Annotated in this window: 13 protein-coding genes; 5 read left to right on the forward strand and 8 right to left on the reverse strand. The window is 63.4% G+C overall.

All coding sequences use genetic code 11. The features are described from left to right. The first annotated feature begins 34 nt into the window (after nt 1–34). From J2D77_RS12060 to J2D77_RS12070, 3 genes are read left to right on the forward strand one after another with little or no spacing between them, the layout of a single operon-like run. Nucleotides 35–1300, forward strand: coding sequence for a M16 family metallopeptidase (locus J2D77_RS12060; protein ID WP_207846531.1), 1266 nt, complete (start codon nt 35–37; stop codon nt 1298–1300). Beyond that, nucleotides 1297–2637, forward strand: coding sequence for a TldD/PmbA family protein (locus J2D77_RS12065; RefSeq protein WP_207846532.1), 1341 nt, complete (start codon nt 1297–1299; stop codon nt 2635–2637). Before J2D77_RS12060 ends, J2D77_RS12065 begins: the two co-directional genes overlap by 4 nt. A 27-nt stretch (nt 2638–2664) precedes the next feature. After that, a complete protein-coding gene (locus tag J2D77_RS12070) occupies nt 2665–3621 on the forward strand; it encodes a Tim44 domain-containing protein (protein WP_207846533.1) in 957 nt (318 codons plus the stop codon). Between the two features lie 375 nt (nt 3622–3996). On the opposite strand, the gene J2D77_RS12075 is transcribed toward J2D77_RS12070, so the two are convergent. The 8 genes from J2D77_RS12075 to J2D77_RS12110 form a co-directional block, all read right to left on the reverse strand. After that, a complete protein-coding gene (locus J2D77_RS12075; RefSeq protein ID WP_207846534.1) occupies nt 3997–4134 on the reverse strand; it encodes a hypothetical protein in 138 nt (45 codons plus the stop codon). Between the two features lie 2 nt (nt 4135–4136). Then, on the reverse strand, nt 4137–5084 hold the full coding sequence (locus tag J2D77_RS12080) for a heme o synthase (RefSeq protein ID WP_407927102.1): 948 nt from the start codon (nt 5082–5084) through the stop codon (nt 4137–4139). Nucleotides 5085–5092: 8 nt separating this feature from the next. Next, nucleotides 5093–6397 (reverse strand): cbb3-type cytochrome c oxidase subunit I, encoded by a 1305-nt coding sequence (locus tag J2D77_RS12085; RefSeq protein ID WP_230975758.1) that lies wholly within the window; start codon nt 6395–6397, stop codon nt 5093–5095. A gap of 161 nt (nt 6398–6558) precedes the next feature. Then, complete coding sequence (locus J2D77_RS12090) at nt 6559–7323, reverse strand: class I SAM-dependent methyltransferase (protein ID WP_207846536.1); 765 nt, start codon at nt 7321–7323, stop codon at nt 6559–6561. A gap of 242 nt (nt 7324–7565) precedes the next feature. Next, nucleotides 7566–8558, reverse strand: a complete 993-nt coding sequence (gshB, locus tag J2D77_RS12095) for a glutathione synthase (protein WP_207846537.1) — start codon at nt 8556–8558, stop codon at nt 7566–7568. A gap of 114 nt (nt 8559–8672) precedes the next feature. Then, the gene (locus J2D77_RS12100) at nt 8673–10145 is read right to left on the reverse strand and encodes an ArnT family glycosyltransferase (protein ID WP_331000109.1); all 1473 of its coding nucleotides are present in this window, start codon (nt 10143–10145) and stop codon (nt 8673–8675) included. Next, nucleotides 10142–11248, reverse strand: coding sequence for a glycosyltransferase (locus J2D77_RS12105; RefSeq protein ID WP_207846691.1), 1107 nt, complete (start codon nt 11246–11248; stop codon nt 10142–10144). Before J2D77_RS12105 ends, J2D77_RS12100 begins: the two co-directional genes overlap by 4 nt. Nucleotides 11249–11308: 60 nt before the next feature. Next, nucleotides 11309–11791 (reverse strand): Lrp/AsnC family transcriptional regulator, encoded by a 483-nt coding sequence (locus J2D77_RS12110; protein ID WP_207846538.1) that lies wholly within the window; start codon nt 11789–11791, stop codon nt 11309–11311. A 200-nt stretch (nt 11792–11991) separates the two neighbouring features. On the opposite strand from J2D77_RS12110, the gene trxB reads away from it, so the two are divergent. Both trxB and J2D77_RS12120 read left to right on the forward strand, forming a co-directional pair. Next, nucleotides 11992–12939: a thioredoxin-disulfide reductase gene (gene trxB / locus J2D77_RS12115; RefSeq protein WP_207846539.1), complete on the forward strand. Its 948-nt coding sequence runs from the start codon at nt 11992–11994 to the stop codon at nt 12937–12939. A 120-nt stretch (nt 12940–13059) separates the two neighbouring features. After that, nucleotides 13060–13941 (forward strand): LysR family transcriptional regulator, encoded by an 882-nt coding sequence (locus J2D77_RS12120; RefSeq protein ID WP_207846540.1) that lies wholly within the window; start codon nt 13060–13062, stop codon nt 13939–13941. The last annotated feature ends 343 nt before the right edge of the window (nt 13942–14284 follow it).

Genomic DNA, 14284 nt, shown 5'->3' on the forward strand with positions numbered 1-14284 from the left:
CTTGCCGGGCAGCCTTTCCTTTTTCAGGACAAGAATGACCGATCCCATCAAGCTGACCCGCCTGCCTTCGGGCCTGACCGTCGTGACCGAACGCATGGACCGTATGGAGACCGTCTCCTTCGGGGCCTATGTTTCTGCCGGCACGCGCAATGAAACGGCGGAAGAAAACGGCGTTTCCCATTTTCTCGAACATATGGCGTTCAAGGGCACGGACAAGCGGTCCGCCCTGCGCATTGCCGAGGAAATCGAGAATGTGGGCGGGCATATCAATGCCTATACCGCACGGGAACAGACGGTTTTCTATGTCAAGCTTCTGAAGGAAAACCTGGGGCTGGGCATCGATATCATCGGCGATATCCTGACCCATTCCGCCTTCGATACAGCAGAACTGGAACGCGAACGCGGCGTGATCCTGCAGGAAATCGGTCAGGCGAATGACACGCCGGACGATATCGTGTTCGACCATTTCCAGGAAACGGCCTTCCCCAGCCAGCCGATGGGCCGCCCCACCCTGGGCACGGAAGACCTGATCCGGGGCATGAGCCGCGAAACGCTCATGCGCTACATGGGCACCCATTACACGCCCGACAACATGATCGTGGCCGCGGCCGGCAACCTCGAACATGACGCGGTGGTCGAACAGGTGGCCAGGCATTTCGCCGACCTGCCGACATCCCCGCGTCCTGTCATGCAGGCCGCACGTTATGGCGGGGGCGAATTCCGCCAGGTCAAGGATCTGGACCAGGCCCATGTGGTGCTGGGCTTTCCCGCCGCCGGCTATGGCGATGCGGATTACTACGCCACCATGCTGCTTTCCACCCTGCTGGGCGGGGGCATGTCTTCGCGCCTGTTCCAGGAAATCCGTGAAAAGCGCGGGCTGGTCTATTCCGTCTATTCCTTTGCCGTGCCGTTCCTCGATAGCGGCATGTTCGGCATTTACGCCGGAACGGGCGAGAAGGAATGCGCGGAACTGGTGCCGGTCACGCTGGAGGAACTGCGCAAGGTGCAGCTTGCCGTGGGTGAGGACGAACTGGCCCGCGCCCGCGCGCAGCTCAAGGCGTCGCTGCTGATGTCGCTGGAAAGCACGGGCAGCCGCTGCGAACAGATTGCCCGCCAGCTTCAGATCTTCGGGCGGATCATCCCCACCAGCGAGACCGTCAGCCGGATCGAAGCCGTGACCACGGACGAGATCAGGGGTGCGGCGGGCCGCATTTTCGCGGGAACGCCGACGCTGGCGGCCCTTGGCCCCATCGGCAACATTCCCTCCCTCCAGAACATCGCGGAGAATCTGGCAGCATGACAGCGCCGACGCTCGACCTTCTCGCGGACCTGATCGGCCGTGCCAAAAAAGCCGGCGCCGACAATGCGGAGGCGGTGTTCATCGCCAGCACCTCCGTCGGGGCGGGGGTGCGCAACGGCGTGACGGAGGAGCTTGAACGCTCCGAAACCACGGATCTGGGCCTGCGGGTTTTTTCGGGCAAGAAGAACGCCATCGTTTCCACCACCACGATCGATGCAGCCCGCCTCGATCAGTTGGTGGACCAGGCCATGGCCATGGCCCGCGTGCTGCCCGATGACCAGTATGCCGGGCTGGCCCCGCAGGCCATGACCGGCACCCATACCACGAACGACCTGCAGCTCTCCGACCCGGCCGAGCCCGATACCGCGACCCTGCTGGACCGGGCCCGGCAGGGGGAAGAAGCAGCACTGGCCGTAAAAGGCGTGACCAACAGCGCGGGCAGCAGTGCCTCCTTCGGGCGTACGCGCGTGGCCTTTGCCACCTCTGGCGGGTTCGCGGGCAGTTACGAACGCACGAGCCATTCCAATTCGGTCTGCATGCTGGCGGGTGCGGGTGACACCATGCAGCGCGACTATGACTATCACGGCACCGTCTGGCTGGCCGACCTGCAGGACGCCAGCACGCTCGGCCGCAGCGCGGGTGAAAAGGCTGTTGCGCGCCTGAACCCCAGGCGCCCGCGCACGGGCCGCTATCCCGTGGTGTTTCACCCGCGTGTGGCCGGCAGCTTTCTGGGACATTTCGTGGGTGCGATAACGGGGACCGCCATCGCGCGCGGCACGTCTTTCCTCAAGGACAAGATGGGCCAGGCTATTTTTGCTCCCGCCATCGGCATTACCGACGACCCGACCCGCCGCAAGGGCCTGCGCTCGCGCCCGTTCGATGGGGAAGGCCTGGCCATGGCCCCCCTGCCCCTGGTGCGCGAGGGCGTTCTGCAACACTGGATTCTGGACAGCCGCAGTGCCCGCCAGCTCAAGCTGGAAAGCAACGCAAGGGCGGCCCGTGGCACATCCGGCCCACCGGGCCCTGCGGCCACCAACCTGTTCTTCGAACCGGGCAGGCTGAGCCCCCAGGAACTGATGGCCGATATTGGCGAAGGGCTGTACATTACCGAAATGATGGGCTCTTCCATCAACGGCCTGACTGGCGATTACAGCCGTGGGGCATCCGGCTTCATGATCCGCGACGGCCAGATTGCCGAACCGGTGGCGGAGTTCACGCTGGCGGGCAACCTGCTGGAAATTTTCGCCTCCATGACATTAGCCGATGATCTGATATTCCGTTTTGGCACGGACGCCCCCACATTAAGGGTGGAGGCCCTGAGCACCGCCGGGGCCTGACCTTTTGACCTGGGGACCAATTCACCTGTGAAAGCACGTTTTCTCGCATCCGTTCTTACGCTCCTGCTGGGCGCCAGCCTTGCCACCGGCCCCTTGGCCGTGCAGGCCGATGCCCGCGCGGGACAGGGCAGTTCGATGGGCAGCCGTGGCAGCCGGACATGGAGCGCACCGCCCGCTACGCGGACCTCGCCCTACAGCACGGCACCGATGGACCGTTCCATAACCCCGCGTACCGCACCTACCGGCCCGGGCTTTGGTGGCTCCCCGCAGATGGCCGCCCCCTTTGCCCGCCCCATGATGCCTTACCAGAACCGCCATCCGTTCCTGACCGGCTTTGCTGGTGGGTTCCTTGGGGCGGGGCTGTTCGGCCTGTTGAGCGGGCATGGCTTCATGGGCGGCGTGCATGGGCTGTTCAGCCTGGTAGGACTGCTGATCCAGGTCGGGCTTGTGGTCATGCTTGTCATGTGGCTGGTCCGACGGTTTTCGGGTGCCGGGCCCGCAAGGGCCGGCTTTAACCCCGGCACGGCGGGTGGGCCCATGGGCGCCGCCCCGACCACGCCCCGGCCCACAGGTAACCCGATCCAGATCACCACGGCGGATTACCAGTTGTTCCAGCAGACCCTGCTGGATATCCAGAACGCGTGGAACCAGCAGAACATTTCGGCCATGCAGCGTCTGGCAACGCCCGAAATGGTCTCGTATTTCAACGAACAGCTTGCAGCCCTTGCCAGCCAGGGGGCACGCAATGTCGTCTCGGACGTGCGCTTCCTGCAAGGCGACCTGGCCGAAGCCTGGGCAGAAAACGGCATGGATTACGCGACAGTCGCCATGCGCTACAGCCTGATCGACCTGACCACCAACGCCATGGGGCAGGTGATCGACGGCAGTTCGACCGAGCCGGTGACCATTACCGAGCTTTGGACCTTCACCCGTCCCTCACGCGGCGGACGCTGGCTGCTCTCGGCCATTCAGCAGGCACGCTGAACGCCCGGCGCAGCCGCGCCGCCAAGGGGATAGTTCGGGGCAGGAGCCGATTACGCCCCCTGCCCCAGAGCAGGGTAAGGGGCTGCTGGCGGTGCACCAAAAGCCGCCAGAGCGCGGCTCCCCTCCTGAAGCGCAACGACGGCAGAGCGAACTTTTATCCCGCGAAGTAGAATGTAAAAAAGACCCCGGCCGCATGTGCCGGGGTCTTTTTTTTGCGTTTATCAGAGCGGGATATTAGCTGCCTGGCTTGTAGGATGCTCAAGCCCCAAAACGTCGCTCAAACATGTAAACGCCTGAGCTTGCACGCCTGACAGGAATACCGCCCGTAATCGGCCTCATTTTTGAGGCGGGGAGCGGGACGCGCTCTGGCGTCTGTCAGCCCTGAAGCAGGGTCAGGCCGAACATGATGGTCGCCAGCAGGCCCATGAACACCAGCATGCCGCGCACGCGCTGGCGTTGGCGCCGTTGCCGTTCAAGCTGTTCGGACAAAGCCATATCAAGCACCTGGGTCATACTCAGTTCATCCATAACCGCAACATGTGATCGGCCAGAAGACCGCAGAACAGAAAGAACAGATAGGCCAGCGAAAAGCGGAAGGAAATCCGCGCCGCCTTGTCGCCCTTCTGGCTTGTGCCCCGATCGTCCTGGGGTTCGAGCAGCACACGCACCGCACAGGCCACGAAACCCAGCCCCAGAACAAGGGCCGTGGCCGTATAAAGCCAGCCGCTGAGATGCATGAAGGAGGGGATCAGCGAAACTGCCAGCAACACCAGCGTGTAGATGAAAATCTGCCAGCGTGTGTGGCGCTCACCCCGCACCACGGGCAGCATGGGAATACCCGCGCGACCGTAATCCTTGCAGGCATAAAGCGAGAGCGACCAGAAATGCGGTGGTGTCCAGAAAAAGACGATCCCGAACATGACCACGGGCATGACCGCCATATGGCCGGTTGCCGCGGCCCAGCCGATCATGGGCGGGAAAGCACCCGCCGCGCCACCGATCACGATGTTCTGCGGGGTCGAGCGCTTGAGCCACATCGTATAGATGACGGAATAAAAGAAAATCGAGAACGCCAGGATACCGGCCGCCAGCGCGTTGGTCGCAATCCACATCAGGCAGACGGACAGGGTGGAAAGGCCGATGCCGTAAGCCAGGGCCTCATCCGCCGGGATACGCCCTGCGGGGATCGGCCTGGTGATGGTACGCTGCATGATGGCGTCGATATCGCGGTCGTACCACATGTTGATGGCACCGGCAGCACCTGACGCCAGACAAATGCAGAAGATACTGACCACTGCCACAAACGGGTTGATATGCCCCGGCGCCATGGCCATGCCCGCAGCGCCGGTAAACACCACCAGCGAAATCACGCGGGGTTTGAGAAGTGCCAGCCAGTCGCGCGCCGTAGTGCCCACCTGCGCGCTGTTGAAACGCGGCCGCCGGGTGGTGGCGGGGGCTGCCATGCTCTCGCTCATCGGGCAGGCTCCTCAGCATTCGCGCCACGGGGCGCAGGCGCGGGCACCACACTGGCGGCGGGCACATTGCGCCCGAAACTGGCCCCGGCGGTCAGCACGAAGCACAGGGCAGACAGGCCGAACAGCGCGCCGCTGAGCACCTGCTGGCCGGGCATGAACACCAGCGCCGTCGCGGCGGCTGTCAGGCCGAAATGCAGTAGCGCCAGCGCCTGAGGGTACCAGAAGCCGCATTCCTCCCCCCGCCACAGGTAGAACCCGCCGCAGACCGCATAAAGTGCGCCAAGTTGCAGGGCCGAATGCAGCCCCGTGCCATCAACGACCTGTGCGACCCAACCCACCGACACGACAGCCAGAAAGCCCAGCCCCCACAGCAGGGGAGTACGCAGTGCCACGCGGGATTTCCACGTGCCTGCAAGCCACAGACCCGCCAGGCAGACGGCGGACAGGGAACACAGGGCCAGGACGACACCGCCGACCCATACGGCACTTGTGCGCTCGGCCCCCTGGACGAATTCGGTCTTGACCCAGGCCACAACGCCCGTCGCGGCCGTGGCGGCCATGATGATGGCCACCGGACGTTCGGAAAAACGGGCGAAACGGGCACTCATTTCAAATACGATGCCAAAGCCCGCCAGCAGAATGACAAGGCTGACCGGTCCTGCGAAACTTTCCGCCATCACGGGCTGGGTCAGGGAAGGCCAGATCCATCCGCGCACCACCTGGCCTGCCAGGACCGGCACGCTCAGCAGCAGCACCGCGGCGGCCAGCATTTCCCCCCACACGAAAGGCGAGAAAGCCCTGCGGGCAATACTGTCGGCACGGCTGTCGAAAACCGTGGCCAGAAGCGCCATGCAGGTGGACAGCGTGCCAGCACACCACAGCAGAATCGCAACACCGGCACCGGTAGCATGCGCACTGGCACCCTGCCCCGCATTCACCACGGTCAACAGCGCCGCGCAGACGACAAGCCCCAGCCCCGCACCGTTGAACCCGCGTGCGAGCATGCGGCTGCGCGCCAGCGCACGAGGCAGCCAGAGCGTGCCAAAACCGCCGACAAGGGCCGGGATCGCCACATAAAGCAGCATAAGGGCCGGATGGGCCTGTTCGATCCGGGCACCCAGGGAACCCGCAGGCAGCAGCCCCAGCCCGTTCGCTACGGAAAGACCGCCACCGCACAGACCCGCCAGGGCCGCCAGCAGTACATAGGCCGCACCCATTGTGGTATCGACCCTGTCAGTCGTCACCACATGGCGGTGGGTATGTGAACGATCCTGTGGGCTCTGCGTCTGAGCGGAGATCATGCTCCAACTTCCATTTTCTGTGCGGGCAACTGCCCCGGCGGGGCTATCGGCATGCCGACCCACCAAGGTTTGATCGGGGCAGTCTACCCGTTTTCAACGACAAGAACGAGCCGTTCAGCCACGCGTGACAAACGCCCCTGCCTTGGCGGGAGCGCACGCATTCAGCCCACAAGAACGCCGGACGGGCTCGGGGCCTTGGCGGAAACGCCCACCCCCTGCGGCTGGGCGGGTTCTTCGGGCAGGTTTTCAAGCGTGACCAGCGTGAAAAGCCCCAAAGGCGGCACAGGCTGGATATAGGCGCGCGCCAGGTCAGCAGGCGGCAGCAGGGATTCCATGGCAAAATCGGGGTGCCAGCCCAGCGAGCGGGACGCCCGGGCCATGCCGTGCTCGACCATGCTGCGCACGCCGCCCGATGCCAGAAAATGGTTTACAAACAGGATATACCCGCCCGGGCGCACCACGCGCTTGAGTTCGCGCAGCAGCTTCCTGGGGTGGGGCACCACGGATGCGACGAACATGGCAACCGCGATATCGAAGGAATTATCCGCGAACTGCGTGTCTTCCGCGTCCATTTCCAGCAGGTCCTTGACCGTGCGCAGGCCCTGGCGCTGCACGCGTTCGCGGGCCTTGGCCAGCATGTCGCTCGACAGGTCGATCCCGGTAATGACCTTGGAGGCATTGTAATGCGGCAGGGCAAGTCCCGTGCCCACGCCGACTTCAAGCACGTCCGACCCCGGCAGGCCGTTGACGGCCTCGACCGCGCGCAGGCGGCCAAAACGCGAGACACCGCCAAAAGCCACGTCATACACGTTGGCCCAGCGGCGATACGCCAGCTTGACGGCTTCCGTATCCAGCGCCGAACGTGACGGAGGCGGAACGGGCGCTTCCCCCCGGCCCGAGGGGTAATCGTGGAGAATATCGCTCATTGTTTCTCTCTGCCCGCTTGGCGGCATTTCTTCAAGAGGCACCACACGTCTTCCTTCCCTCTATGCGGTCCCGCTTGCGGCTTGTGCCGCCACGAAAGCGCCTTTGTGCCAAAGCATGCAGGCCTGCCAAAGGTTGCGACCCGCGCATTCGCATGACCCCGCAGCGCCATGCCGCGGCTTTGCCCAGCCTGCCCCGGCGTGGACAGGACACGCCCTGCCCCCGCGCTGCACAGGCATCGGAATCAGTTACCGAGCTTGCGTTCGATACAGTCCCATATCAGCCCGGCACCGTTCACGCCATCGAAGCGTTGCAGTTCCTGCAACCCGGTGGGCGATGTCACGTTGATTTCGGTCAGGTACTGACCGATCACGTCGATCCCCACGAAAATCAGCCCGTGTTCACGCAGGAACGGGCCGATGGCGGCACATATCTCGCGGTCGCGATCGCTCAGCCCGATCTGGCGCGCCACGCCGCCGACATGCATGTTGGAGCGATGATCGTCGCCCGAGGGCACGCGGTTGATCGCGCCCACCGGTTCACCATCCACCAGGATGACGCGCTTGTCCCCCGCCGTTACGGCCGGTTCGTAACGCTGGATCATCAGCGGCTCGCGCGAGCGGGCAAAGTGCATTTCCAGCAGCGCGTTCAGGTTCTGGTCGTCCTGGCGGATACGGAAAACGCCGCTGCCGCCATTGCCGAATAGCGGCTTGACGATGATATCGCCCCATTTCGCCCGGAAGGCGCGAATTTCCGCCACATCCCATGTGACCAGAGTCGGGGGCATGAGATCGGGAAAATGCGTGACCAGCAGTTTTTCGGGGCAGTCGCGCACCCAGCGCGGGTCATTCACCACCAGCGCCTTGCCCGGCCCCGTGCCATGTACGTGATCAAGCATGTGGGTGGCGGTGATATAGGCCATGTCGAAGGGCGGGTCCTGGCGCATCAGCACCACATCCATATCCCCCAGCGAGCGGCGCTCGGCCTCGCCATAGCTGGCGTGCCGCCCGTGTTCGCGGCGCACGGTGACCGGGCGCATTGTCGCACTGACCCGCGTGCGCGAGGGCTCGCCCGGTTCATGCGCCCCTTCCCCCAGGGCCAGGCTGCCGACCTCGTATACGAACAGGGCATGTCCGCGGGCCTGGGCTTCGAGCATGAGGGCGAAAGTCGAATCCCCATCGATATTGATATGCTCAAGCGGGTCCATCTGAACCGCTACAAGCCGCTGCGAGACCATGAAATTGCGCTTCCCGTTCTGCCAAGACTTAGAATGGGCCGTATCCTGCCCGCTTTGGCGGCAACACGCAAACGTCACCTGCCACACCCGATGAACGCCCGGCCCCGATTGCCGCTATTTTGCGGGCAGGCGGGCAGCATCGGGCACAAGCGGGCCGCCGTCGCAGCGCAGGCGGACATGAACCATGCCGTAGGTTTCGGCCACCACCCCATGGCGCGCGCGCGCAAGGGAGACGGACAGGTCGGACATGACCTCGAAAACACCCGGATCTGGCGCGCCCTGCCGCTTATGGCTGCGGATCAGATAGCCTTCCTGTCCGCAGGGGGGACGCGGCAGGGCGAACAGGCTCCAGCGGGGTTCCACCGCCACTACGCTGCGGGCGGGCGCGTAAAAGGCCAGTTCACCGGCCAGACCGTATTCATCGGCCATCAGCGGCAGGCCGGGTGGGGCTGCGCGGGCCACCACCTGCCCGAAGTCGCGCCAGCCGCCAAGCTGGCGCAAGGTAACATCCCAATGCGGGGCGAGACGCAGGGGAGTCGCCACGGCCTGGATCACGATCAGGGCCGTCATGCCCACACCCACGGCGATCGCCGACTTCCACCAGCGGGACACAAGGGGCGATGCCGCCAGTGCCAGGACGGGATAAACCACGACCGGCCAGTTCGCCTGCACGCGCGCACCCAGGGCATGCTGGATAAAAACAACGGCCGGGCAAAGAATCATCCAGAACAGCAGGGCGGAAAACCCGTCGCGCCGGCGCCACAACACGATTGCACCCCCCGCAAAGAAACCGAACAGCAGGGGTGAGGCCAGACCCACCTGCCCGCCAAGCAATTCGCCCAGGAAAGTCAGCATCCTGCCGGGCTGCCAGTCCGCTGTCCGCCCCCCCTGCTTGAGAAAACTGGCCCAGTGATGCGTGGCGTTCCACCACATGACGGGAGAGACACAGACCGTACCCACCAGGGCCGCACACCAGGGCCAGGGCGTGCGCAGCCAGCGTCGCCCCTGTCGGTTCACGCACAGCCACACGGCCACGCCCGCAGCGGGCAGCAGGGCCGTATACTTGCTGTCGAACCCCAGCCCCAGGGCAGCGCCCGCCACAAGCCACCACCAGCCGGCCTCATCCGCGCATAGCCTGCTCAGGCTCCACACCAGAACGGTCATGAAAAAGACAAGGGGGGTATCGGGCGTCATGATCAGCGTGCCCAGCCCCAGGGCGAGTGTCGCGTTCAGCATGATCGCCGCGCGCAGGCCCGCGTTCCGCGCAGCACCCGCCCCTTCCGCGCGTTGCCAGTACGCCCCCGCCTTGACCAGAAGGCAGGAACCGATGGCAGCACTGACCGGCCCCATCAGCCGCAGGCCAACCGGTGTATCGCCCCCCAGCCACAGGCCCAGGCGCATCCATAATGCCACCATGGGCGGATGATCGAGATACCCGGCCGCAGGGGCCAGAGCCCATATGCGGTAATAGGCCTCATCCGGGGCAAGGGGCACGAAACCCGCCAGAATCAGCCGCCCGAGTGTGACACCGACCAGCACAACCAGCCAGAGGCCATAGCCCCCGCTACTGGCGCGCAGTCTTTTCACGGTCGCCAGACAATGGTGGAGGACATGGCGTAATTCCACACCGCCGCCAGCACCGCACCGGCAATGCTCGCTTCATTCACGGCGTGGTTCTGGTCGTACAGCATGCGGGCGATCCCCACATTGGCGATAGCCCCCACCGAGCAGACCAGCATGAACAATGCCAGCCCCTGCACGCACCGCACACCCTTGAGCCGCCTGTCACGATAGGTGAAATTGTTGTCGAGAATAAAGTTCAGCACCATGGCCACGACCGTGCCCAGGCCCTGGGCCACCCCAAAGGACGCGCCGAACAGGCTTGCCAGTTGCATGACCACCAGATTGGCCAGCACGCCCACCAGCCCCACCAACCCGAACGCCACGAACCGCAACGGCAGGAACCCGCGGGAAAACTTGTCCGCCAACAATGCGCCGAACTGCAGCATGACCAGCACGTCGAGCTTGCTTTCACCAGCCAGGCGGGGGCGGAAGCCGCAGGCCACTTCGCGCACGCGCAGGGGGGCGTCCGACGACAGCACCAGGTCGAGCAGGATTTTGAAGCCCGTGCCCGACAGGTTGGGGGCGATCCGTTCGAAGACCTCCTGCCTGACGGCGAAAAAACCGCTCATCGGGTCGGTCAGTTTCACGGGCAGGACACGCTGGGCCAGCCATATGCCCCCATCGGAAAGCGCATGCCGCCAGGCATTGGCCAGCCCTTCATTGCTGCCGCCCTCGACATGCCGGCTCCCCACGGCCAGGTCGCATTCCCCGCTCAGCACCGCATCGAGCAATGCGGGCAGACGGCTTTCATCATGCTGGAGATCGCCATCCATGACGGCCACGACCGGGGCGGAGGAGGACAGCACGCCCTCGATCACGGCCGATGACAGGCCCCGCCGCCCGATACGACACATGCCGCGCACGCGCGCATCCTCCCGCGCCAGGGCGCGCACGACATCGATCGTGCCATCGGGTGAATGATCGTCGACAAAGACCACTTCCCACCTGCGGCCAGCCAGTGCGGCCTGAAGTGCCGCGACCAGCGGGCGGACATTCGCGGCTTCGTTGTAACATGGGACGACAATACTGATATCCACACCGGCCTGGCTTGCCCCATCCGGGGCGATCTCGCGGCCTGTCGCGGCATCGCCCTGCTCATCATTCACTCTGCCGGTCGTCACGTTCACTCAGTCTTTCCCCTCGCGGTCGTTTTCCAGCGGCACGCCCCAGCGTTCCAGGCTGGTGCGGATGGTCTGCAAGGTCTGCACCTTGATGACATGGGCGGCCTCGGTCAATTGCCGGGTCAGCCGGTTTTCATGGGCCGCATCGCGCGCGATCAGCCGTACAAGAAAATCGCCCCCGCCGCGAATCATGTGGCATTCCCTGACTTCGGGCCATTCGGCCAGAGTCTGCTCGAACGCACACAGAATTGTCTCTTTCTGGCTTTCAAGCCCGATCAGCGCGAAAAACGTGATGGGCCAGCCAAGGGATACGCAATCCGGTTCGGCATGGTAGCCCCGGATCACGCCTTCTTCCTCCAGCCTGCGCACGCGACGCAGGCAGGGCGGGGCGGAAATACCCACGCGCCGGGCCAGTTCCACGTTGGTTATGCGCCCGTCATTTTGCAGCTCGGCCACAATACGAAGATCAACTGCGTCCAGGTCCGTCACCTTATCCGATCCATCCTGCCCACGATGAGACTAACTGAGACCCGCGCATCGCGCCACGCCATGCCTGCCCCGATGCCGCATACAACACTCTGGGGCTCTTGCCCAACACCAAACCTCCGGCCATATCTGGGCCCGTGCCACTTCAAGCCACACACGGGTGGTGCTACGAGGCACGGCATTACGCGCAGGGATTTTACGCCATGACACAAACAATTACGACCGATCTGCTTGTTATTGGCGCAGGCCCCGCAGGCTATACCGCTGCCATTTACGCCGCCCGGGCCAACCTGTCCCCCGTTCTGGTGGCGGGGCTGCAACCGGGCGGGCAGTTGACCATTACAACCGATGTCGAAAACTACCCCGGCTTTGCCAAGGCCGTTCAGGGCCCTTGGCTTATGGAACAGATGGCCGAACAGGCGCTGAACGTCGGCACACGCATCGAATACGATATTATCACCTCGGTCGATTTTTCAACCGGCTCCCCCTTCACCCTGCGCGGGGATTCGGGCACGACCTACCGCGCCCGCTCCATCGTGATCGCCACCGGTGCGCAGGCGCGCTGGCTGGGCCTGCCCAGCGAACAGCAGTTGCAGGGCGCCGGGGTTTCGGCCTGCGCGACCTGCGACGGCTTTTTTTATCGCGGCAAGAACGTTGTCGTGGTCGGCGGCGGCAACACGGCGGTGGAAGAAGCGCTTTACCTGACCCACCATGCGGCCCATGTGACCCTTGTCCACCGCCGCGACACCCTGCGGGCGGAAAAGATCCTGCAGGACCGGCTGCTGGCCAACCCCAAGATCACCATGCGCTGGAACAGCGAGATCGCGGATATCCTGGCCTCTGGCACACCACCGGTGGTGAGTGCGGTCAAACTGCGCGACACCCGCGGGGGGGGAGAGAGCACCCTGCCCACCGATGGTGTTTTCATCGCCATCGGCCATGCGCCCACGACGGAAATCTTCAAGGGCCAGCTCGCACTCGATGCGGAGGGGTATGTTGAAACCACACCCGGCGGCACCCAGACATCCGTGCCCGGAGTCTTTGCCGCGGGCGACGTGCAGGACAAGACCTATCGCCAGGCGGTTACGGCGGCCGGCACCGGCTGCATGGCTGCCCTGGACGCAGAACGTTTCTTGTCCGCACTGAATTGATCCTGCATGCACGCATGTAGTCCCTTGACCGGGAAGTGTAATTACTGCACCTAATACCCCATGGGGCGCATAATTCGATGTGTTGCATATCTTTTATTCAATAATTAGCAGGAGGCGTGCGTGGACTGGGACAAACTCCGGGTTTTCCATGCAGTGGCGGAAGCCGGTTCCTTTACCCACGCGGGGGATGTTCTGAACCTGAGCCAGTCTGCCGTGTCACGGCAGATTTCCGCGCTGGAAGATGTCCTTCAGGTTCCTCTGTTCCACCGTCATGCACGTGGCCTGATCCTGACAGAACAGGGAGAAACCCTGCACAAGACCGTGCGGGAGGTTTTTTCCAAGCTGGAAATGACCCAGACCCTGCTGACCGAAAGCAAGGAAAAGGCCGCCGGTCGGCTGCGGGTCACGACCACAACGGGGTTCGGTAGCTGCTGGCTGATGCCCCGGCTGCACAAGTTCATTGCAGCCAACCCCGAGATCGATATCTGCCTGATCCTGGAAGACAACGATCTTGATCTGGGCATGCGCGAAGCCGACGTGGCCGTGCGCATGCACGCACCCCGCCAGCCGGACCTGATCCAGCGCCATCTGGCGGATTTCCACCTGCCGATTTTCGCCGCCCCGATGTATCTGGAAAAATACGGCACGCCGCACAGCCTGGATGACATCAAGTCCCACCACCTCGTGCTGTTCGGCGAGCATCATCCACCCGTGGCCCATGTGAACTGGCTGGCCCAGGCGGCCCATGCCGGACACACGCCCCAGGTCGCACGGCTTGAGGTCAACAGCATGGCCGCCATGGCCTATGCGATTGCCGCGGGGCTGGGCATTGGCTCCATTCCCACATATGCCGCAACGGAATTTCCCGATCTGGTGCAGATCCTGCCCGAAGTGCCCACCCCCACAGTGGATGCCTATTTCGTCTACCCCGAAGAACTGCGCAGTTCCAAGCGCGTTGCCGTATTCCGGGACTTCCTGATGAGCGAGCTGGGTATTCGCTGAACCGACAGGCCAGATATTTCAGGGCGGCCGCGCAGGACGTTATGGCGCGGCACGCACCCGACACGGGGCAATACTCACCAGAGTTATTGCCCCGTTTTTTATTGAACCGCCGCATTCGGCTCGTATAAAAATTTTTATCAACACTTGTTTTATAAAATTTATATTTTTTGAATCACAATAAACCCCAACTTGACTGCCCTGACGCTGGTTAAACGCTGTCATGCATCTTTAACATTCTCTTATTTTCATAAAAGACGTTATCCTGCACACAGTTTTTACAGATCCATATTGTAGTGCCTGCATTCCGGAAACATTAAAATTAGTTTATCAGGTTTTCGTAATA

The sequence above is a fragment of the Acetobacter garciniae genome (assembly GCF_017377735.1).
GTDB classification, from domain to species: domain Bacteria; phylum Pseudomonadota; class Alphaproteobacteria; order Acetobacterales; family Acetobacteraceae; genus Acetobacter; species Acetobacter garciniae.

Bases quoted from the DNA above. Each gene is read 5' to 3' on its own strand.
- trxB (WP_207846539.1), top strand. From the start codon at position 11,992: ATGACACAAACAATTACGACCGATCTGCTTGTTATTGGCGCAGGCCCC.
- J2D77_RS12085 (WP_230975758.1), bottom strand. From the start codon at position 6,397: ATGATCTCCGCTCAGACGCAGAGCCCACAGGATCGTTCACATACCCAC.
- J2D77_RS12090 (WP_207846536.1), bottom strand. From the start codon at position 7,323: ATGAGCGATATTCTCCACGATTACCCCTCGGGCCGGGGGGAAGCGCCC.
- J2D77_RS12075 (WP_207846534.1), bottom strand. From the start codon at position 4,134: ATGACCCAGGTGCTTGATATGGCTTTGTCCGAACAGCTTGAACGGCAA.
- J2D77_RS12060 (WP_207846531.1), top strand. From the start codon at position 35: ATGACCGATCCCATCAAGCTGACCCGCCTGCCTTCGGGCCTGACCGTC.
- gshB (WP_207846537.1), bottom strand. From the start codon at position 8,558: ATGGTCTCGCAGCGGCTTGTAGCGGTTCAGATGGACCCGCTTGAGCAT.
- J2D77_RS12080 (WP_407927102.1), bottom strand. From the start codon at position 5,084: ATGGCAGCCCCCGCCACCACCCGGCGGCCGCGTTTCAACAGCGCGCAG.
- J2D77_RS12065 (WP_207846532.1), top strand. From the start codon at position 1,297: ATGACAGCGCCGACGCTCGACCTTCTCGCGGACCTGATCGGCCGTGCC.